Below are 19,252 nucleotides of genomic sequence, written 5' to 3'. Positions count from 1 at the left end.
GTCGTGACCACCGCCCAGACCCCGGAACTCGACGTGCAGCCGACTCCGCTCGCCCTGCTGCTGCTCGGCCGTGAGGCCGACCCGAAGAGCGAGCGGGGCGTCGAGTGCCCCGGTGACCTGCCCTCGCCGTCCGACCCGGACCTGGTCGCGCGCGCCCGCGCGGCCAAGGAGAAGCTCGGCGACAAGGTCTTCGTGCTCGGCCACCACTACCAGCGCGACGAGGTCATCCAGTTCGCCGACGTCACGGGCGACTCCTTCAAGCTGGCCCGGGACGCGGCCGCCCGCCCGGAGGCCGAGTACATCGTCTTCTGCGGTGTGCACTTCATGGCCGAGTCGGCGGACATCCTCACCTCCGACGACCAGAAGGTCGTCCTGCCCGACCTCGCCGCCGGCTGCTCGATGGCCGACATGGCGACGGCCGAGCAGGTGGCGGAGTGCTGGGACGTCCTGACCGAGGCCGGGATCGCCGAGCAGGTCGTCCCCGTCTCGTACATGAACTCCTCCGCCGACATCAAGGCCTTCACCGGCAAGCACGGCGGCACGATCTGCACCTCGTCGAACGCCAAGCGCGCCCTCGACTGGGCCTTCGAGCAGGGTGAGAAGGTGCTGTTCCTGCCCGACCAGCACCTCGGCCGCAACACCGCCGTCCGGGACATGGGCATGTCCCTGGACGACTGCGTGGTCTACAACCCGCACAAGCCGAACGGCGGGCTGACGGCGGAGGAGCTGCGCGCCGCCAAGATGATCCTGTGGCGCGGCCACTGCTCGGTGCACGGCCGCTTCAACCTGGACTCGGTCAACGACGTCCGCGAGCGCATCCCGGGCGTGAACGTCCTGGTCCACCCGGAGTGCAAGCACGAGGTCGTGGCCGCCGCGGACTACGTCGGCTCCACCGAGTACATCATCAAGGCCCTGGAGGCGGCCCCGGCCGGCTCGAAGTGGGCCATCGGCACGGAGCTGAACCTGGTCCGCCGTCTGGCGAACCGTTTCGCGCCCGAGGACAAGGAGATCGTCTTCCTCGACAAGACGGTCTGCTTCTGCTCGACCATGAACCGCATCGACCTGCCCCACCTGGTCTGGGCCCTGGAGTCCCTGGCCGAGGGCAACCTGGTCAACCGGATCGAGGTCGACAAGGAGACGGAGGCGTTCGCGAAGCTGGCGCTGGAGCGGATGCTCGCGCTTCCCTAGCACGCACGAAAGGGCCGGGTCCCGGACGGGACCCGGCCCTTTCGCATGCCGTCAGACTCCGGCCGGTTCCAGCACCTTCTCCGCCTTCGCCTCCCGCTTGGCCGCCCGCTTCCTCGCGCGCCGCTCCTTGCGGAGCTCCAGCATCGCGTAGAGCGTCGGGACCAGGAGCAGGGTCAGCAGAGTGGAGGTGATCAGGCCGCCGATGACGACCACCGCGAGCGGCTGGGCGATGAAGCCGCCCTCGCCGGTGACGCCCAGGGCCATGGGCAGCAGCGCGAAGATCGTCGCCAGCGCCGTCATCAGGATCGGGCGGAGACGGTGCCGGCCGCCCTCGACGACGGCTTCGACCACGCCGTAGCCCTGCCTGCGGTACTGGTTGATCAGGTCGATCAGCACGATCGCGTTGGTCACCACGATGCCGATCAGCATCAGCATGCCGATCATCGCCGGGACGCCCATCGGGGTGCCGGTGGCGACCAGCAGGCCGATCGCGCCCGTCGCCGCGAAGGGGATCGACACCAGCAGGATCAGCGGCTGGGCCAGCGAGCGGAAGGTCGCCACCAGCAGCATGAAGACGATCGCGATCGCCGCCAGCATGGCCAGGCCCAGGTTCTTGAACGCGTCGCTCTGGTCCGAGGTCACGCCGCCGATCTCGGCCTTCGCGCCCGCCGGCAGCTTCAGCGCCTTGATCTTCGACTGGAGCTTGGTGCTGATCGCACCCGTGTTGTCACCGGTCGGCCTGGCCGTGATGGTGGCGGCGCGCCGGCCGTCGATCCGGGTCAGGGACACCGGGCCGTCCACCAGCTTGACCGTGGCGATGTCGCCGAGCTTCACCGGGCCCAGGCGCAGCGCCCGGAGCTGCTCCAGCGTCGTCGCCGGCTTCGCCGACCTCACCACGACATCGCGCTCGGTGTCGTCCAGGATCGCCTTCGCCGCCGTCGTACCGCGCACCGCCTGGGCGACCGCCGCCCCGAGCTTCTGGTCGTCGAATCCGGCCGCCGCGGCCTTGGCGTTGGCCGTGACCGAGATCCGCGGGACGCTGGTCGAGAGGTCGCTGGTGACGTCGGTGACGCCGTCGAGGCCGGCGACCGTGGAGCGGACCTGCTCCGCCGCCGTCCGCAGGACCTGCGGGTCGGACGCCTTGACCACCACGCTCAGGTTCTGGTTGCCGAAGCCGTCACCGGCCGACACGGTCGTCGTACCGATGCCCTTGAGCTGCTTCAGGCCGTCCTCCAGGCGCTTCTGCACCTTGTCGTACGACTTCGAGTCCTTCAGCATCACCTGGTAGGACGCCTGGTTGGTGTCCGTGCCGCCGCCGAAGGCCGCCATGAAGCCGGAGGAGCCGACGGTCACCTGGTAGTCCTTGACGCCCGGGGTGGAGGCGAGCAGCTTCTCCACCCGCTTGGCCTGCGCGTCCGTGGCGGCCAGGCTCGTACCCGGCTTCAGCTCCTGCTTGACCGTGATGACCTCCTGCTCGCCCTGGTCGAAGAAGTTCGTCTTCAGCAGGCCGCCCATGCCGAACGTGACGACGAGGACCACGATCGCGATCAGCACGCTGGTGAGGCGGCGGCGCGTGGCGAAGCGCAGCACGGGGACGTAGGCCCGCTGGAGGCGGCTGTTCGCCTCCTTCTCCTCGGCCCGGCGGCGGGCCTCCGCCGCGTCCTCGGGAGTGCCCTCCGGGGCGCGCAGAAACCAGTACGACAGCACGGGGACGACCGTCAGCGACACGAGCAGGGAGGCCAGCAGGGCCGCCGTCACCGTGATGCTGAACGAGCCGAACAGGGCGCCCACCATGCCGCCGACCAGGCCGATCGGCAGGAACACGGCGACCGTGGTGAGGGTGGAGGAGGTGACGGCGCCGGCCACCTCGCGGACGGCCCCGAGGATGGCTTCCGTGCGCTCCTCGCCGTAGCCGAGATGCCGCTTGATGTTCTCCAGGACCACGATCGAGTCGTCCACAACCCGGCCGATGGCGATGGTCAGCGCGCCGAGCGTGAGCATGTTCAGCGACAGGCCGCGCGTCCACAGCACGATCAGGGCCAGGACGACGGACAGCGGGATGGACACCGCCGTCACCAGCGTCGAGCGGATCGACGCCAGGAAGACCAGGATCACCAGGACCGCGAAGAGCAGACCGAGCGCGCCCTCCGTGGTCAGGCCCTTGATGGACTTCGAGACGGCCGGGCCCTGGTCGCTGACGACCGTGAGCCTCGCGCCGGAGCCGAGCTGCTCATGCAGGTCGGGCAGCTTGTCCTTGACCGCGTTCGAGATGGTGACCGCGCTGCCGTCGTGGTCCATGGTCACGGTGACGGCGAGGCTGGGCCTGCCGTCGGTGCGGGTGATGGAGTCGGCCGGGGCCGGCTGCTCCCTGACGGTGGCCACGTCACCGAGGCGAACGGGCTTTCCGCCGCTCTCGCCGCCGACCATCAGGTCCTGGATCTGCTGGAGCGAGGCGAAGCCGCCGCCGACCTGGACGGTGTGGCTCACGCCGTTCTCGTCGAAGGAACCGGCCGGGACGGTCGCGCCGCCCGCCTGGAGGGCCTGGCCGAGCGCGGCGGAGGTGAGGCCGGCCCGCGCGAGCTTGGCGTCGTCCGGGGTGACGGCGACCTGGAGGTCGCGGACGCCGGTGACCTGGACGCGGCCGACACCGGAGATGTCCTTCAGCGCCGGTACGACGGTCTTGTCCAGCTGGTCCGCGAGCGCCTGCTGGTCCTTGTCGGAGGTGGCCGCGAGGACCACGGTCGGCATGTCGTCGGTGGACCCGGAGACGACCTGCGGGTCGACGTCGGACGGCAGCTGGTTGCGGGCCCGGTTGACGGCCTGCTGGACGTCGGAGATGAGCTGCTTGGTGTCGTTGCCGTAGTCGAAGGACGCCATGATCACGGCGTTGCCCTCGGAGGCGGTGGAGGTGACGGACTTGACGCCGTCGACGCCCTGGAGGTTGTTCTCGATCGGCTCGACGACCTGCTTCTCGACCACGTCGGGCGAGGCGCCCTGGTACGGCGCGATCACCGACACCATGGGCAGGTTGATGGTGGGCAGCAACTGCTGCTTGATCTGGGGTATCGCGATCAGCCCGAAGACGAGCGCGACGAGCGACATCAGGCCGATCAGGGCCCGTTGCCGGAGGCTGAATCTCGACAGCCAGGACATGGATCAGGGTCTCTCAATCTATGAGCGGCAGACCCTCTCACCCTGAGCCATCCCGGACGGCCGAACCGTAAGCCCAGAGTCCATTTCCTTATCCGGGCCCTACTGCGCCCGCAGTACGCCCGGGTGGAGATCAGTCCGCCCTCGGACGCACCAGCCCCGACTCGTACGCGATCACCACGAGCTGCGCCCGGTCGCGCGCGCCCAGCTTGGCCATGGCCCGGTTGACGTGCGTCTTCACCGTCAGCGGACTGACCGCGAGCCGTTCGGCGATCTCGTCGTTCGAGTGGCCGCCGGCGACCTGGACCAGCACCTCGCGCTCCCGCCCGGTGAGCGCGCCGAGCCGCTCGGAGCGGGCGGGGTCGCGCCCGTCGTCTCCGTCGCCCTGGGCGAGGAACCGGGCGATCAGCCCCTTGGTGGCGGCCGGGGACAGCAGGGCCTCGCCGCCCGCCGCGACCCGGATGGCGTTCAGCAGCTCCTCCGGCTCGCTGCCCTTGCCGAGGAAGCCGGAGGCGCCCGCGCGCAGGGCCTGGATGACGTAGTCGTCGACCTCGAAGGTGGTCAGGATGACCACGCGGACCTCGGCCAGGGAGGGATCGGCGCTGATCAGCCGGGTGGCGGCGAGTCCGTCGGTGCCGGGCATCCGGATGTCCATGAGGACGACGTCGGCGCCCTGCTCCTTCGCCAGCCGGACCGCCTCGGCCCCGTCGGAGGCCTCCCCCACCACCTCCATGTCGGGCTCGGAGTCGACCAGCACCCGGAACGCGCTGCGCAGCAGGGCCTGGTCGTCGGCGAGCAGGACACGGATCGTCATGCGGGCTCCCCCCGGGGGCCGTCGTACGGGTCTCAGTACGGATCTTCGCGGGTCTCGGTGCGGGTCTTGAGGGGCAGGATCGCATGGACGCGGAAGCCGCCGCCGTAGCGGGGTCCGGTGGTGAGAGTGCCGCCGAGGGCGGTGACCCGCTCGCGCATGCCCAGCAGTCCGTGCCCGCCGCCGGCCCCGGGCACTCCGGCCGCGCCCGCGCCATTGTCCAGCACGGTGACCTCGATGTCCGTCCCCACCCGTACGACGCTGACCTCGGCCTTCGCCTGCGGTCCCGCGTGCTTCTGCACGTTGGTCAGGGCCTCCTGGACGATCCGGTAGGCGGCCAGGTCGACGGCGGCGGGCAGTTCGGTGCGCTGGTCGGCGCGGGCCACCTCCACCGGCAGTCCCGCGTTGCGGAAGGTGTCCGCCAGCTCCTCCAGCCGACCGAGCCCGCCGGCGGGCTCGGTGGGGGCCTCCGGATCGCCGGACTGGCGGAGCAGGCCGACCGTGGCGCGCAGTTCCTCCAGTGCCGAGCGGCTGGCCTCACGGACGTGGGCCAGGGCCTCCTTGGCCTGGTCGGGCCGCTTGTCCATGACGTGCGCGGCCACCCCGGCCTGCACGTTCACGAGGGCGATGTGATGGGCGACGACGTCGTGCAGATCGCGGGCGATGCGCAGCCGCTCCTCGGCGACCCGGCGCCGGGCCTCCTCCTCCCGGGTGCGTTCGGCTCTCTCCGCCCGCTCCCGGATGGCCTGGACGACCGCACGCCGGCTGCGTACGGCGTCCCCGGCGGTGGCGCCGATGCCGGTCCAGGCGAGGACGCCGAGGTTCTCCTGCGCGTACCAGGGCAGCGGGCCGCCGAGCATGGCGGCGGCCGTCAGCACGGTCATGGTGAGCAGGCCGACACGCAGGGTGGTGGTGCGGTCGGTGGTCGAGGCGACGGTGTACAGGGCGACCACGGCGGACATCGCGACCGGGGCGCGGGGGTCGCCGGTGACGCACTCGACCACGGAGAGGGCGTCGGTGACGGCGAGGACCGTCCGGGGGGCGCGGCGACGGAAGACCAGCGTGGCCGCGGCGAGCAGCATGAGGAGGAGGCTGAGGGGGTCGGGGGTGCGGACCCCCCAGGTGACGCCGTGCGCTCCGCGGGGCACCACGAAGGAGCCGGCGACCATGCATGCCAGCACGGCTGCGGCGATGGACGCGTCCAGCGCGAGGGGGTGGGCCTTCACGCGGCAACGGGCTCGTTCGAGAGTGCTCACGTCCTGAACAGTACGGGTGCCGGCAAGATGCCCTGCGCCCCGAGCCCTCGGGCGCCCTCAGCCGGGGATCAGCCCGTCGTCGCTGAGCATCTCCCGTACCTCCTCCAGCGACGCGTCCGGCGACGGAAGGATGAGCTCGGACGGTTGCAGCGAGTCGTCGGGAAGCGGAACCCCGAGCCGGCGCACGGCGTCCAGGAGCGCGGCGAACGTGCGGCGGAACCCCGCCTCGTCGCCGCTCTCCATCTCGGCCAGCAGCTCGTCGTCCAGCTTGTTCAGCTCGACGACGTGGGAGTCGTCCAGCTTGACCTGGCCCTCCCCCATGATCCGTACGATCACGTCGGCCTCCTCGGCTCGGGTCCCGGCGCCGGGCTACTGCTTGTCGAAGCGCGGGGTGTCCTGCGGCTGCTGCTGGGACTGCCCCTGCCCGGTGCCGCCCTCGATGGCCTGCTGCGGGGAGCCCCCGGCCAGCTCGGCCTTCATGCGCTGCAGTTCCAGCTCTACATCCGTACCACCGGAGATCCGGTCCAGCTCGGCGGCGATGTCGTCCTTGGCCATGCCGGTCGGGTCGTCCAGGGCGCCGGAGGCGAGCAGCTCGTCGATGGCGCCGGCCCGGGCCTGGAGCTGGGCGGTCTTGTCCTCGGCGCGCTGGATGGCCAGGCCGACGTCGCCCATCTCCTCGGAGATGCCGGTGAAGGCCTCGCCGATCCGGGTCTGCGCCTGGGCGGCGGTGTAGGTGGCCTTGATGGTCTCCTTCTTCGTCCGGAAGGCGTCCACCTTGGCCTGCAGACGCTGGGCCGCGAGGGTGAGCTTCTCCTCCTCGCCCTGGAGGGTGGCGTGCTGCGACTCCAGGTCGGTGACCTGCTGCTGGAGCGCGGCGCGCCGGGACAGCGCCTCGCGGGCCAGGTCCTCGCGGCCCAGCGCGAGCGCCTTGCGGCCCTGGTCCTCCAGCTTGGTCGACTGCTGCTGCAGCTGGTTGAGCTGGAGTTCCAGGCGCTTGCGGCTGGTCGCCACGTCGGCGACGCCACGGCGGACCTTCTGCAGCAACTCCAGCTGCTTCTGGTACGAGTAATCGAGGGTCTCGCGCGGGTCCTCGGCCCGGTCAAGGGCCTTGTTCGCCTTCGCGCGGAAGATCATCCCCATACGCTTCATGACACCGCTCATGGGCTTCGCGCGCCCCCTTCTGACGGACTCCAGCTCACAGATCCTGCGACAGGACCCACAGTACGGGCCCTGACTCCATTACCGCACTGTTCGGGGACGGATGCGCTCATCCCCGAGGACGACTGCGGACGCTATCGCTCCGGCGTGAGGAGTAGGTGATCCCCCACTGCCCGCACCGGAACGTCCCCTCTGTCCCCCTACAGACGTCCGGTGTTGCCGGATCGTTCCCCGCCGGGCTGGGGTCCATGCCGGTGAAGCCCGTACCCTTGGGTTTTGTGTTCCGTAGCCGTGCCAAGGAAGAGAAGGCCCCGACCGCCGACAAGGCGCAGGTGAACCTCTCCAAGCAGTCCCGTGACCCGCAGGCCCCGAAGGGCAGGCCCACGCCCAAGCGCAGTGAGGCCCAGTCCCAGCGGCGCAGCGTGGCCCACACGCCGACCAACCGCAAGGAGGCCGCCAAGCGCCAGCGCGAGGACCGGCGCCAGGCACTGGAGCGGCAGCGCCAGGCGCTGGCCACCGGTGACGAGCGCTATCTGCCCGCCCGGGACAAGGGCCCGGTCCGCAAGTTCGCCCGCAACTGGGTGGACTCGCGGTTCAACGTGGCGGAGTTCTTCCTGCCGCTCGCCGTGGTGATCCTGGTGCTGAGCGTGGTGCGGGTGCCGGCGATCCAGTCGATCGCGCTGCTGCTGTGGCTGGTGGTGATCGTGCTGATCGTGCTGGACGCGGCGTTCAGCGGTTACCGGCTGAAGAAGCGGCTCAAGGAGCGCTTCCCGGACGAGAACACGCGTGGCGCGGTCGCCTACGCCCTGATGCGCTCCCTCCAGATGCGCCGGCTCCGGCTGCCGAAGCCGCAGGTCAAGCGCGGAGAGCGGCCCTGAGCGCAGACGCCTTCACCGGGGGTGCGGCCGACGCCTGGCTGAACAAGCTGGGCAAGCTGCGGGACGTCGTACGCCAGGAGCTGGTGGCGCGGCAGCTGGACGAGCAGATAGCCGGGCGGTTCCCCATCGGGCAGCGGCTGCGGGTGCTCGACGTGGGCATGGGCCAGGGCACGCAGGCGCTGCGGCTGGCCCGGCTCGGCCATCAGGTGACCGGGGTCGAGCAGGACGCGACGATGATCGCCGCCGCGCGTGAGGCGCTGGCCGCGCAGCCGGAGGGCATCCGTGAGCGGGTCCGCCTGGTGCAGGGCGACGGCCGGGACACCGGGGTGCACTTCCTGCCGGGCAGCTTCGACGTGGTGCTGTGCCACGGGGTGCTGATGTACGTCGAGGAGCCGGACCCGCTGGTGGCGGGCCTGGCCCGGATGCTCGCCCCCGGCGGGCTCCTCTCCCTGCTCGTCCGCAACGGCGACGCGCTCGCCATGCGCCCGGGCCTGGCCGGGGACTGGGCGGGCGCGCTGGCCGCCTTCGACACCACCGCCTATCACAACCGGCTCGGCCTGGACGTACGGGCCGACCGGCTGGCCGCCCTCACCGCCACGCTCGCCGGGATCGCCGCCCCGCTGCACGCCTGGTACGGCGTGCGGGTCTTCACGGACACGGCGGCGGACGACGCGGAGATCCCGGACGACCTTCAGACGCTGCTCGCGGTCGAGGAGCGGGCCGGGCGCACGGACCCCTACCGCGGTGTGGCGGCGCTGCTGCACCTGTGCGGCGTACGGGGCTGAGACCGTTCGGCTCAACACCGCGGGCCGGGTGATCGGCGCGCGGTGAGACTCGGGGCATGGAAGCTTCCCCGATCCCTGCCCTGCGGAGGACCGCCGTCGCGGTCACGCTGGTGTGTTGCGTGGCGAGCTGTACGGCGGACGCTCCCGAGGCCGCGCGGGCGGCCGCCCCGATGGCCGCGGGTGATCTGCAGAGCCGGTACCAGAAGGTCATCAAGGACGTCCTGCCGTCGGTCGTGCAGATCCAGGCGAGCCAGGGACTGGGCTCCGGGGTGGTGTACGACGGCAAGGGACACATCGTCACCAACGCGCACGTGGTCGGGTCGGAGAAGACCTTCAAGGTGACCACGGCCAACAGCGAGGAGCCGCTCACCGCGCGCCTGGTGTACTCCTACCCCGAGCAGGACCTGGCCGTGATCAAGCTGGACAAGGTGCCGACCGGGCTGCGAGCGGCGGCGTTCGGCGACTCCGAGAAGGTGGAGGTCGGCCAGATCGTGCTGGCCATGGGCTCACCGCTCGGGCTGGCGTCCAGCGTGACCCAGGGCATCGTCTCGGCGACCGGACGCACCGTCAGCGAGGCCCCCGGCGGGGCCACGGGCGCGACGCTCGCGAACATGGTGCAGACCTCGGCCGCCATCAACCCGGGCAACAGCGGCGGCGCGCTGGTCAATCTCGCCGGTCAGGTCATCGGCATCCCGACGCTCGCCGCCGCCGACCCGCAGCTCGGGGGCAACGCGGCGCCCGGCATCGGGTTCGCCATCCCGGCGTCGATGGTGCAGACGATCGCCGGGCAGATCGTGCAGAAGGGCAAGGTCGTCAACTCCGGCCGGGCCGCGCTCGGCATCACCGCGCGGTCGGTCGTGGACGACCGCTACCAGCCCGCCGGGGTGGCGGTGGTCACCGTCAGACCCGGCGGTGCGGCGGACAAGGCGGGACTGCGCCCGGGCGACATCATCACCAAGGTGGGCGGCCGGCCGATCTCCACCGTCACCTCCCTCGCGGTGGCGCTGGCGGCGGACAAGCCGGGTCAGCAGACATCGGTGACCTACCAGCGGGGCGGCGCCGAGAAGACGGTGGAGGTGACGCTGGGCGAGCAGTGACGAGGGGTACGACCGCGGCCGTACCCCGCCACGCCGACGGCGCCGGCTACGCCGCGTCGGCGTGCAGGCTCATCGGGCCGTAGATCTCGGTGTTCTCCTCGAACAGCCGCACCTGGTCGGCGCCGCCCTCCAGGAGCGCCTTCCAGTGCTCGCCGATCCAGGACTCGGCATCCCCCTGGGTGGTGAACTCCTCGGGCTGCACCGCGGGCTGGACCTCCGTCCCGTCGGCCTTCTCGAACCGCCACGTCCATGCCGTCATGTGGGCCTCCTTCGATCCAACACCTGCTGGAAGAGTATGCGGTCCGCGGGTTCGGCCGTTAGAGGCTGTGGATCATCCGCGGGTCCGGTCGGGGCTGGTCGCGCCCACCGGCGGCGCCGCGTACGCGCACCCCTTTTTCGGGGCGCCGCAGTGAGCAGTGCCTGTGCGGGCAGGTGAGAATCGGTCCCGTGGACATCACTCTGCTCGGTACCGGTGCCCCTGCTGGGCTGCCCCGCCCCGACTGCCCGTGCGCCGCGTGTGCGATGGCGCTCGGGCCGGACGCGCGGGCGGCCACCGCCGTGCTGGTGGACGGGGCGCTGCTCCTCGACCTCACCCCGGGCGCGGCCTTCGCGGCGGCACGGGCCGGGCATTCGCTCGCCGGGGTACGGCAGGTGCTGCTGTCCCATCCGCACGACGGACCCGCGGTGGAGGTGCCGGCCGGGCTGCCGCAGCCCGGGCGCGTGCCGGACGGGCGGGAGTTGGCGCTGCTGACGGGGCATCGGGTGCGGGCCGTGGCGATGGACGCGGGCGGCACCGGGTACGCGGTGACCGGGCCGGACGGGCAGCGGCTGCTGTATCTGCCGCCGGGCGGGGCGCCGGCGGGCCTGGAGGAGGCGACGGCGGAGTCGTACGACATGGTCCTCGCGGACGTGGTGGACCGCCCCGACGCGCTGGCCCGGCTGCGGGCGGTGGGCTCGGTCGGCCCGACGACGGATGTCCTGGCGGTCCACCTCGACCACGATGTGCCGCCCGGCGCGGAGTTGCGGCGCCGGCTGGCGGCGGCCGGGGCGCGGGCGGTGCCGGACGGTACGACGCTGGCGGTCGGCGCGTACGAGGACGTGCCGGACGTGCCACGCCGGACGCTGGTGCTGGGCGGGGCGCGCTCGGGCAAGTCGGTGGAGGCCGAGCGGCGGCTGGAGTCCTTCCCGGACGTGCTGTACGTGGCGACCGGCGGGACGCGGGGCGGGGACACCGAGTGGGCGGCGCGGGTGGCTCTGCACCGGGAGCGCCGGCCGGGGTCGTGGCGTACGGCGGAGACGACGGACCTGCTGCCGCTGCTGGGCGAGGACGGACCGCCGCTGCTGATCGACTGTCTGTCGCTGTGGCTGACGGATGTCATGGACGCCGTGGGAGCGTGGGACGACGCGGAGTGGGCGGGCGGGGGTGAGAAGTCCCTGCGGGAGCGGGTGCGGGAGCTGACGGAGGCGGTGCGCCGTACTCGGCGGACGGTGGTGGCCGTGTCGAACGAGGTGGGGTCGGGGATCGTGCCGGCGACCGCGTCCGGGCGGCGGTACCGGGATGAACTGGGGCGGCTGAACGCGGCGTTCGGGGCGGAGTGCGAGCAGGTGCTGCTGGTCGTCGCCGGGCAGGCTGTGGTGCTCCGGGGCTGAAGGATGCCCGGTGCTGGAGCCGGCCAGGGGTTGGGTCTGCCCGCGGCTATGTGGGCTGTTCCGCCTTGCGGGCCACGATTCGGTACGCGTTCGAGAAGCGAGTGCGGCGCACCAGCGGAGCCAGCGCGTGGTCCACGGCGGACGCGGTGGCCGTGAGAGGGGCCGCTGCTCTGCGGAGCGGTGCGGGGACGTGGGTCAGGGCGATGGTGAGGGCCGCCGAGAGGTCGTACGGGATGTGCGCAGCGCGGCGGTCCGTGATGAGGATCTCGCAGCCCCGGCTCGCCAGCTCCGCGCACAGGTTGGCCGGCGGCGGCAGATGCAGATGGCGGGGTTGGCCGTAGGGGAGCCACCAGTTGCCGAGGAGTGCCGCGAAGGCGCTGCGCGGGTCGGGGAGTTCGAGGAGCAGATGGCCGCCGGGCCGCAGGGCGGCCAGGGCTGCGCGGAGCTCGGCGCGCGGGTTGGGCGTGTGCTCCAGGTGGTGGAACATGCTGACGACGTCGTAGCGGGAGCGCAGGCGGGCCAGGACCCAGGGATCCGTGAGGTCTCCGATGTGCGCCTCCTCGATGCGCTCCTCCCGGAGGGCCTGTTCGACGCGGGGGGTCGGGTCCAGTCCGTCGAAGGACGTGTAGGGGAAGACCTCCTTCGCCGTCTGCGGGAAGCGGCCGTGGCCCGTGCCCACGTCCAGCCAGCTCTCCGGCTCGGCCAGCGGCAGGATCGTGCGGGCGGCGGCCCGGTGCCGGCGGCGCACCGCCCGGCTGGAGAGGACCCGCTCGGCGAAGTCGTCCAGTTGGCCGGCGATGAGGTCAAGGCGGTGGAGGGCGAGGCCCTCCGCCGTGAGCCGCGGGTTCTGGAAGGCGTGCCCGCAGTCGCGGCACTGGTCCACGACGAACGTGCCGGGATCGGCCGGCCCCGGGGCGGCGGCCCGCGCCCGCGTGCGCAGGTTCCCGCCGCCGCACCAGGGGCAGTTCTCGCGGCGCGGCTCGTGGAACAGGTCGGCGACCCGGGGCGTGGTCGGGGGCGAGGGCGGCATGGGCGGCTCCCTGTGCGACATTCCGCTGCAAACCGGAACGTATGGGGTCCCGATCTTGAGTGCAATGACGTTGTGGGGGTGTGGTGACCATGTGGCGCGGAAGCGTTCGTTCTCTGGCGGTACTGTTCGGCGAATGAGCAGGCTTAATCTGGACGACTTCACCGATCTGATCGAGCGCCCGGACGGGGGCGTGCGCCGTGACGCCGAGGCCCGTCGGGAGCGCCAGATCGTGCCGCCCGGGGCGCTGGGCCGCCTCGACGAGCTGGGCGAGTGGCTGGCCGCCGCGCAGAGCGCCGTACCGGTACGGACCGTGGAGCGGCCGAAGGTGATCCTCTTCGCCGGTGACCACGGCGTCGCCGAACTGGGCGTCTCGGCGCGCCCCGCCGGCAGCGCGGAGCAGCTGGTGCGGGCCGTGCTGGAGGGCGCGAGCCCGGTGTCCGTGCTCGCGCGGGGGCAGGAGGTGCCCGTACGGATCGTGGACATGGCCCTGGACTGCGCGCCGGACGCCTTCCCCGAGGACGTCGTACGGCACCGGGTGCGGCGCGGCAGCGGCCGTATCGACATCGAGGACGCGCTCACCCTGGACGAGGCCGAGGCGGCGCTGCGCGCGGGCATCGCGGTCGCCGACGAGGAGGCCGACTCGGGTACGGACCTGGTGGTGCTCGGCGACATCAGCGTGGGCGGCACCACGGCCGCCGCGGTGCTGATCGCCGCGCTGTGCGGGACCGATGCTTCGGTGGTGACCGGGCGGGGCGGGCTCGCGATCGACGACCTGGCGTGGATGCGCAAGTGCGCGGCGATCCGGGACGCGCTCAGGCGGGCGCGGCCGGTGCTCGGGGACCAGTTGCAGTTGCTGGCGACCGTGGGCGGGGCGGACCTCGCGGCGATGACCGGGTTCCTGCTGCAGTGCGCGGTGCGGAAGCTGCCGGTGATCCTCGACGGGGTGGTGGCCGCCGCGTGTGCGCTGGTCGCGCAGCGGGTCGCGTTCCGGGCACCGGACTGGTGGCTGGCCGGGCACGACAGCGGGGAGCCGGGGCAGGCGAAGGCGCTGGACCGGATGGCCCTGGAGCCGCTGCTGGAGCAGGGGGTGAAGGTCGGCGAGGGCGCGGGTGCGCTGTTGGCTCTGCCGCTGGTGCGGGCCGCGGCGGCGTTGGCGGCGGAGCTTCCCGAGAAGGCCGGGGCCGAGAAGGAGCCGGAAGAGGAGAAGGAGTAGTCGGTTTCGGCCGGTTCGGCACCGTCGATCACTGCCGTACCGGCTGGTCGCGCATTGTGGCGGAAAAGATCGGCAGGCACCGCCCCCCGGCGGAAAAGTGTGGTTCGTCAGGGCGGCGCCCATATGATCCTGCCTCATGGGAGATGCCCGAATTGCCGCGCCGCAGCAAGCCGAACCGGAACGTCCGGGTGAGCAGGGGCGGCGGTCCACCGGGGCCTCCCGGCGGGCCGCCGCCTTCGCCGTCTGGTACCTGCGGACCGTCGCCTTCATCAACTTCCTCAGCGCGGTCTGGGTCTCGCTCGGCCAGGACGTGCGCCGGCACAACCAGGACGACTTCTTCACCCCGTATCTGCTGACGGCCGGCTTCGCCTCGGGCGTGTTCACCGCCTTCCTGGCGATCACCATGCGGCGCAGGAAGCGGGCCGCCTGGATCCTCAACCTGGTGATCAGCGGGGCCTTCCTCGCGCTGTTCGCGTTCGCCATGGCGTTCCCGGAGATCCGGCGGTACGCGCAGAACTGGGTCTCGCTGGCGCTCACGGCCGTGTTCGTCGGCGCGCTGCTCATGGGCCGCCGGGAGTTCTACGCCAAGGGCGACCGGTCCAACCCGCGGCTCGCGGCGACGGTCGCCGTCGGCGGCGGGCTGGCCGCGAGCCTGCTGGCCGGGCTGCTGGTGACGGTCACCAACCAGGCGCCGGACGCGGCCCGTTCGACCTTCCTGGAGCGCTGGCACTACGGCACCCTGCGCCTGGTGTCGGTGGCCGCCGACGAGAACCGCTTCCCCGGGATCGCCCCTCCGAACTGGGCCAACGTCGCCGTCAACGTGCTCAGCACGGCCCTCGTGCTCGCCGTGTTCTACGCCGCGTTCCGCTCCCGACGCGCCGTGGACCCGCTCACCGAGGACGACGAGAAGCAGCTGCGGGGCCTGCTGGACCGGCACGGCGAGCGGGACTCGCTCGGCTATTTCGCGCTGCGCCGGGAGAAGAGCGTGGTGTGGTCGCCCACGGGCAAGGCGGCCGTCGCCTACCGGGTGGTCGGCGGGGTGAGCCTGGCCTCCGGTGATCCGCTCGGCGATCCGGAGGCCTGGCCGGGCGCGATCGTGCCGTGGCTGGCCGAGGCGCGGGCGCACGGATGGATCCCGGCGGTGATGGGCGCGAGCGAGGAGGCCGGGACGGTCTACGCCCGGCACGGGCTCGACGCCCTGGAACTCGGCGACGAGGCGGTCGTGGAGGTCGCCGACTTCACGCTGGAGGGCCGGGCGATGCGCACGGTCCGGCAGGCGTACAACCGGGTGAAGCGGGCCGGGTACGAGGTGCGGATCCGGCGGCACGCGCACATCCCGGCGGACGAGATGGCGTATCTCGTGCAGCGGGCGGACGACTGGCGGGACGGGGCGACCGAGCGTGGCTTCAGCATGGCGCTCGGCCGGCTCGGGGACCCCGAGGACGGGCAGTGCGTGATGCTGGAGTGCACGGACGCCGAGGGCAGGCTGCGGGCGCTGCTGTCCTTCGTGCCGTGGGGGCCGCACGGGCTGTCGCTGGACCTGATGCGCCGGGACCGGGACTCCGACAACGGACTGATGGAGTTCATGGTCATCGAGCTGCTGCGGCGGGCCGACGAGATCGAGATCACCCAGGTGTCACTCAACTTCGCGATGTTCAGATCGGTCTTCGAACGTGGCGCGCGCCTGGGTGCCGGTCCGGTGCTCAGGCTGTGGCGGTCGCTGCTCAGCTTCTTCTCCCGCTGGTGGCAGATCGAGTCGCTGTACCGCGCCAACGCCAAGTACCGGCCCATCTGGGAGCCACGGTTCCTGCTCTTCGAGAAGAGCGCGGACCTGCTGCGCATCGGCCTCGCGTCAGCGCGTGCCGAGGGGTTCCTGGAGGCGCCGGGACTGCCGAAGTGGCTGCACCGCAGGCACCTGGACACACACCGATGAGGACCGTTCGATGAGAGCGCTCGCCCGCTGGGCCCGTGAGGAGTGGGGGCTGCTGTACGTCACCGTACGCACGGCCCTGCCGAAGCGGCGCCTGCGGGCGGTGCCGATGACGCTCGGCGCCGTGTGTCTGACGGCCCTGCTGCAGTATGTGCAGAACCGGCCGTGGGGCTATCAGTTCGTGCAGGACGTGGGCGCCGTACGGGCCGAGGACCCGCTGTGGCTGGCCCTGCTGCGCACTCCCCTGTCGCTGTTCGTGCCGGCGCTGGACCTGCCGGTGTGGGGCGCGCTGACGCAGCTCCTGCTGGTGTTCGGGATCGCCGAGATCTGCATCGGCTGGTGGCGCACGCTGGTCATCGCGTACGCCGCCACGCTCGCCGGGACCCTCTACGCACGCCTCGGCATCTCGCTGGGCACGCATGCCTTCTTCGGGCTGCCGTGGACGGACGCGCAGGTGGTGGACACCGGCCCGTCGGCGGCCGTGGTGGGCCTCGCCGTGTTCGTGAGCTGGCGCTACGGCGCGTACGTGACCTCCAGCGCGGTGACCGTGGCGATGGTCGCCGAGGTGCTGCTCAAGGAGAACCTGGCGGGCAAGGAACATCTGGCCGCGCTGATGGCCGTCGGGCTGATCTGCCTCGCGGTGGCGGTGCGGCACCGGTACGGCCACGAACTGCGGCTGCGCTGCGGGCCCTGGCTGCGGCGCGCGTACGGCCGCCCGCCGCGGCGCGCTCAGCGGCGGTCGGGCAGCCGGGCCGGGCGCGGGTCGGGCCTGCCGCCGATCCAGTCCTGAACGGCGCGGCTCGGCCGGGCCCAGCGCCGGTCGTGCCGGTAGGCGCGCAGCGCGGCCTTGGCGCGGGCGCGGGGGCGGCGGCCGTAGAAGCGGCGGGCCCACGGGGAGCCGGGGCGGGCCAGCCGCACGGCGCCGAGCAGCGCGACCAGCGGCACGATCACCCCGAAGACCGCGATGCGCGCCTTGCCCTTGCTCAGCGCGACGAGGGCGAAGAGGAAGTTCAGGGCGATGGTGCTGAGGGCACCACCTCGGTCCTGCAACTCCTGCTGCGACAGGTCGTTGACGCCGAACGGGGAGAACCCGGCGAGCAGCAGCCCGACGAGCGCGGCGGTGAGCACCACGACCTCGACGCTCTTGCGGCCCTCCTCGGTCCAGTAGACGTCGTCCAGATGCAGGATCAGCGCGAACTCGTCCAGGACCAGCCCGGCACCCATCCCGAACACCACGGCGGCGATCGCACCGCCGACGCCCTGCCGGTCGCTGGCGACCGCACCGAACCCGCCGACGATGGTGAGGACGACCCCGGGGACGGCATGGTGGATGTGCAGCCCGCCCGCGCTGACGTTCTTGAACGGGCCCTTGCCGGCCCGGATCAGCCGGGTGATCACCCGGGTGACGACGAAGGTGAGCAGGAAGGCGGCGAGGGCGAGCAACAGCGGGAGCTTTCCCGGTTCGACGATGTTCCGCACCCACCAGTGCCCCATATGCGCACCTTATCCCCGGGCGCGGAAAGCGGCTCCGCGACCGCCGGGTAACCTTCGCCGGTGCCCAAGTCCTCACCGCTCGACGGCCTCCGCTTCGCCTTCGGCACCCTCACCGTGCTGCCCGTCCGGGTGCACCGCTGGGACCGCGAGGCCGCACGCGGCGGGATGCTGAGCGCCCCGGTCGCGGGACTGGTCGTCGGCACCTGCGCGGCCGGCCTGGGCCTTCTGCTCCTGCTCCTGGGCGCCGGCCCGCTGCTCGCCGCCGTCGCCTCCGTCGCCGTACCGGCGGCTCTCACCCGAGGGCTGCACCTCGACGGCCTGGCCGACACCGCCGACGGGCTGGGCAGCGGCAAGCCCGCGGAGGACGCGCTGCGGATCATGAAGCAGTCGGACATCGGCCCGTTCGGCGTCATCACCCTGGTCCTGGTGCTCCTGGCCCAGGTCGCCGTCCTGGCCCAGCTGTACGACGACTCCTGGACCCGGGGTGCCCTGGCGGCCGTCGTCTCGGCGGTCACCGCCCGGCTCGCCCTCACCCTGGCCGCCCGTGCGGGGATCCCGGCCGCCCGGCCCGAGGGGCTGGGGGCGGCGGTGGCCGGGGTGGTGCCGGTGCCGGGCGCGCTGGCCGTCACCGCGTCCTTCACGATCGGTTCGGCCGCCTGGGGGACGGCCCTTGGCCCGTACGGCGCCGTGCGCGCGGCGGCAGCGGTCCTGCTGTCCCTGGCCGCGGCCGAACTCCTGCTGCGCCGCTGCGTACGCCGGTTCGGCGGGGTGACGGGGGACGTCTTCGGCGCACTGGCGGAGACGGCGGCGACATCGGCGTTGATCGTGTTGTCCCTGGGCCACTGAGGCGCCCGCTAAGCTCACCGCCCGTACACGGACAAGAGAGTGACACATCGGGGGAGTTCCGTGCTGAAGCTGCGCCGCATCGCGGCCTGGTTCATAGATTTCGCGCTCATCGCGTCGGCGGCCACCCTGCTCGCGATCCTCACCTTCCACCGGATCACCGCGCTGGTGACCGACGTGCCGGAGCTGGCCACCAAGGGCGGCCTCGACCTCGTGACCTCGCGCGGCGATGTCGTCGGCGCCTCCGAGCACCTCGGCCTGTCCCTGTGGGACAAGGTGGTGCTGGACGTCGAGGAGGCCTTCGGCGCGCTCGTCGTCGTCACGTTCCTCTACCAGTGGGCCTGCATCGCACTGCTCGGCCGCACCCTGGGCAAGGGCCTGCTCGGCCTGCGCGTCACCCCTCGGCTGTCCCGGCACGCCCTGCGCCGCGCCGCCGTCACCACCGCCGCCGACGTCGCGGTGTTCGCGCTGGCCTGTGTGCTGCTGATCGAGGGGGAGTTCGGCCTCTCGCTGCTGGTGTGGGCCATCGCGGTGCTGCTGTTCCTGGTCAACGCGCTGACGGTGGTCTTCCCCGGCCGCCGCTCCCTCGCCGACCGGCTGGCCGGCACCTCGGTCGTGGGCGCCCTTCGGCGGACGGAGTCCGGCCCGATGGGCAGCGTGCCCCAGGGGTGAGCGCCCGCGCCGCCTGATCGGAGCGGCGAGCACTGCGGGCCCCAGGGCGAGGAGGGCGGAAGTGACCATGACGCCACGCACAGGTGAACGCCCGCAG

At 72.3% G+C, this 19,252-nt stretch carries 18 protein-coding genes; 10 read left to right on the top strand and 8 right to left on the bottom strand.

The window, feature by feature from the left end:
- Positions 1–3: 3 nt before the first annotated feature.
- Positions 4–1,188, top strand: a complete 1,185-nt coding sequence (gene nadA, locus ACWCQS_RS09920) for a quinolinate synthase NadA (RefSeq protein WP_451003974.1) — start codon at positions 4–6, stop codon at positions 1,186–1,188.
- Positions 1,189–1,239: 51 nt separating this feature from the next.
- On the opposite strand, the gene ACWCQS_RS09915 is transcribed toward nadA, so the two are convergent.
- The 5 genes from ACWCQS_RS09915 to ACWCQS_RS09895 form a co-directional block, all read right to left on the bottom strand.
- Complete coding sequence (locus tag ACWCQS_RS09915; protein WP_451003973.1) at positions 1,240–4,341, bottom strand: efflux RND transporter permease subunit; 3,102 nt, start codon at positions 4,339–4,341, stop codon at positions 1,240–1,242.
- Between the two features lie 130 nt (positions 4,342–4,471).
- Complete coding sequence (locus tag ACWCQS_RS09910) at positions 4,472–5,152, bottom strand: response regulator (protein WP_450980745.1); 681 nt, start codon at positions 5,150–5,152, stop codon at positions 4,472–4,474.
- A 32-nt stretch (positions 5,153–5,184) separates the two neighbouring features.
- Entirely contained in the window at positions 5,185–6,405 is a 1,221-nt protein-coding gene (locus ACWCQS_RS09905; protein WP_451003972.1) for a sensor histidine kinase, read from the bottom strand.
- 57 nt (positions 6,406–6,462) lie between these two features.
- Positions 6,463–6,741, bottom strand: a complete 279-nt coding sequence (gene pspAA / locus ACWCQS_RS09900) for a PspA-associated protein PspAA (protein WP_451003971.1) — start codon at positions 6,739–6,741, stop codon at positions 6,463–6,465.
- Between the two features lie 33 nt (positions 6,742–6,774).
- Entirely contained in the window at positions 6,775–7,566 is a 792-nt protein-coding gene (locus ACWCQS_RS09895) for a PspA/IM30 family protein (protein WP_388621576.1), read from the bottom strand.
- Positions 7,567–7,811: 245 nt separating this feature from the next.
- Between ACWCQS_RS09895 and ACWCQS_RS09890 the strand changes: the two genes are divergently transcribed.
- From ACWCQS_RS09890 to ACWCQS_RS09880, 3 genes are all read left to right on the top strand, one after another.
- Positions 7,812–8,441 carry a DUF3043 domain-containing protein gene (locus ACWCQS_RS09890; protein WP_451003970.1) on the top strand — a complete coding sequence of 210 codons (630 nt, stop codon included), beginning with the start codon at positions 7,812–7,814 and terminating at the stop codon, positions 8,439–8,441.
- An 83-nt stretch (positions 8,442–8,524) separates the two neighbouring features.
- A complete protein-coding gene (locus ACWCQS_RS09885; RefSeq protein ID WP_451003969.1) occupies positions 8,525–9,226 on the top strand; it encodes a class I SAM-dependent methyltransferase in 702 nt (233 codons plus the stop codon).
- A 56-nt stretch (positions 9,227–9,282) separates the two neighbouring features.
- Positions 9,283–10,323 carry a S1C family serine protease gene (locus ACWCQS_RS09880; RefSeq protein WP_451003968.1) on the top strand — a complete coding sequence of 347 codons (1,041 nt, stop codon included), beginning with the start codon at positions 9,283–9,285 and terminating at the stop codon, positions 10,321–10,323.
- 46 nt (positions 10,324–10,369) lie between these two features.
- On the opposite strand, the gene ACWCQS_RS09875 is transcribed toward ACWCQS_RS09880, so the two are convergent.
- The gene (locus ACWCQS_RS09875) at positions 10,370–10,582 is read right to left on the bottom strand and encodes a hypothetical protein (protein ID WP_055709718.1); all 213 of its coding nucleotides are present in this window, start codon (positions 10,580–10,582) and stop codon (positions 10,370–10,372) included.
- Between the two features lie 188 nt (positions 10,583–10,770).
- On the opposite strand from ACWCQS_RS09875, the gene ACWCQS_RS09870 reads away from it, so the two are divergent.
- Entirely contained in the window at positions 10,771–11,973 is a 1,203-nt protein-coding gene (locus ACWCQS_RS09870; protein WP_451003967.1) for a bifunctional adenosylcobinamide kinase/adenosylcobinamide-phosphate guanylyltransferase, read from the top strand.
- Positions 11,974–12,019: 46 nt separating this feature from the next.
- Here ACWCQS_RS09870 and ACWCQS_RS09865 read toward each other — a convergent pair whose 3' ends face one another.
- Positions 12,020–13,003, bottom strand: coding sequence for a class I SAM-dependent methyltransferase (locus ACWCQS_RS09865; RefSeq protein WP_451003966.1), 984 nt, complete (start codon positions 13,001–13,003; stop codon positions 12,020–12,022).
- A 133-nt stretch (positions 13,004–13,136) separates the two neighbouring features.
- Between ACWCQS_RS09865 and cobT the strand changes: the two genes are divergently transcribed.
- From cobT to ACWCQS_RS09850, 3 genes are all read left to right on the top strand, one after another.
- A complete protein-coding gene (gene cobT, locus ACWCQS_RS09860; RefSeq protein WP_451003965.1) occupies positions 13,137–14,216 on the top strand; it encodes a nicotinate-nucleotide--dimethylbenzimidazole phosphoribosyltransferase in 1,080 nt (359 codons plus the stop codon).
- A 136-nt stretch (positions 14,217–14,352) separates the two neighbouring features.
- A complete protein-coding gene (locus ACWCQS_RS09855; RefSeq protein WP_451003964.1) occupies positions 14,353–16,149 on the top strand; it encodes a phosphatidylglycerol lysyltransferase domain-containing protein in 1,797 nt (598 codons plus the stop codon).
- 10 nt (positions 16,150–16,159) lie between these two features.
- Positions 16,160–16,936, top strand: coding sequence for a hypothetical protein (locus tag ACWCQS_RS09850; protein ID WP_451003963.1), 777 nt, complete (start codon positions 16,160–16,162; stop codon positions 16,934–16,936).
- Here the strand turns inward: ACWCQS_RS09850 and ACWCQS_RS09845 are convergent.
- Positions 16,876–17,640: a hypothetical protein gene (locus ACWCQS_RS09845; RefSeq protein ID WP_451003962.1), complete on the bottom strand. Its 765-nt coding sequence runs from the start codon at positions 17,638–17,640 to the stop codon at positions 16,876–16,878. The genes ACWCQS_RS09850 and ACWCQS_RS09845 overlap by 61 nt on opposite strands.
- A 60-nt stretch (positions 17,641–17,700) precedes the next feature.
- Between ACWCQS_RS09845 and ACWCQS_RS09840 the strand changes: the two genes are divergently transcribed.
- Together ACWCQS_RS09840 and ACWCQS_RS09835 are read left to right on the top strand one after the other, a co-directional pair.
- Complete coding sequence (locus ACWCQS_RS09840; protein WP_451003961.1) at positions 17,701–18,486, top strand: adenosylcobinamide-GDP ribazoletransferase; 786 nt, start codon at positions 17,701–17,703, stop codon at positions 18,484–18,486.
- Positions 18,487–18,546: 60 nt separating this feature from the next.
- Positions 18,547–19,155 (top strand): RDD family protein, encoded by a 609-nt coding sequence (locus ACWCQS_RS09835; protein WP_451003960.1) that lies wholly within the window; start codon positions 18,547–18,549, stop codon positions 19,153–19,155.
- Positions 19,156–19,252 lie beyond the last annotated feature (97 nt).

Source organism: Streptomyces sp. NPDC002076, assembly GCF_053593835.1.
Note: the sequence above shows the minus strand (reverse complement) of the source record. Positions and strands in the feature narration are given on the sequence as shown.

What these genes read in the sequence shown, in the direction of transcription:
- ACWCQS_RS09915 (WP_451003973.1), bottom strand. Translation starts at nt 4,341, where the DNA reads ATGTCCTGGCTGTCGAGATTCAGCCTCCGGCAACGGGCCCTGATCGGC.
- ACWCQS_RS09910 (WP_450980745.1), bottom strand. Translation starts at nt 5,152, where the DNA reads ATGACGATCCGTGTCCTGCTCGCCGACGACCAGGCCCTGCTGCGCAGC.
- ACWCQS_RS09895 (WP_388621576.1), bottom strand. Translation starts at nt 7,566, where the DNA reads ATGAGCGGTGTCATGAAGCGTATGGGGATGATCTTCCGCGCGAAGGCG.
- ACWCQS_RS09890 (WP_451003970.1), top strand. Translation starts at nt 7,812, where the DNA reads ATGCCGGTGAAGCCCGTACCCTTGGGTTTTGTGTTCCGTAGCCGTGCC.
- ACWCQS_RS09880 (WP_451003968.1), top strand. Translation starts at nt 9,283, where the DNA reads ATGGAAGCTTCCCCGATCCCTGCCCTGCGGAGGACCGCCGTCGCGGTC.
- ACWCQS_RS09875 (WP_055709718.1), bottom strand. Translation starts at nt 10,582, where the DNA reads ATGACGGCATGGACGTGGCGGTTCGAGAAGGCCGACGGGACGGAGGTC.
- ACWCQS_RS09865 (WP_451003966.1), bottom strand. Translation starts at nt 13,003, where the DNA reads ATGCCGCCCTCGCCCCCGACCACGCCCCGGGTCGCCGACCTGTTCCAC.
- cobT (WP_451003965.1), top strand. Translation starts at nt 13,137, where the DNA reads ATGAGCAGGCTTAATCTGGACGACTTCACCGATCTGATCGAGCGCCCG.
- ACWCQS_RS09855 (WP_451003964.1), top strand. Translation starts at nt 14,353, where the DNA reads ATGGGAGATGCCCGAATTGCCGCGCCGCAGCAAGCCGAACCGGAACGT.
- ACWCQS_RS09850 (WP_451003963.1), top strand. Translation starts at nt 16,160, where the DNA reads ATGAGAGCGCTCGCCCGCTGGGCCCGTGAGGAGTGGGGGCTGCTGTAC.
- ACWCQS_RS09845 (WP_451003962.1), bottom strand. Translation starts at nt 17,640, where the DNA reads ATGGGGCACTGGTGGGTGCGGAACATCGTCGAACCGGGAAAGCTCCCG.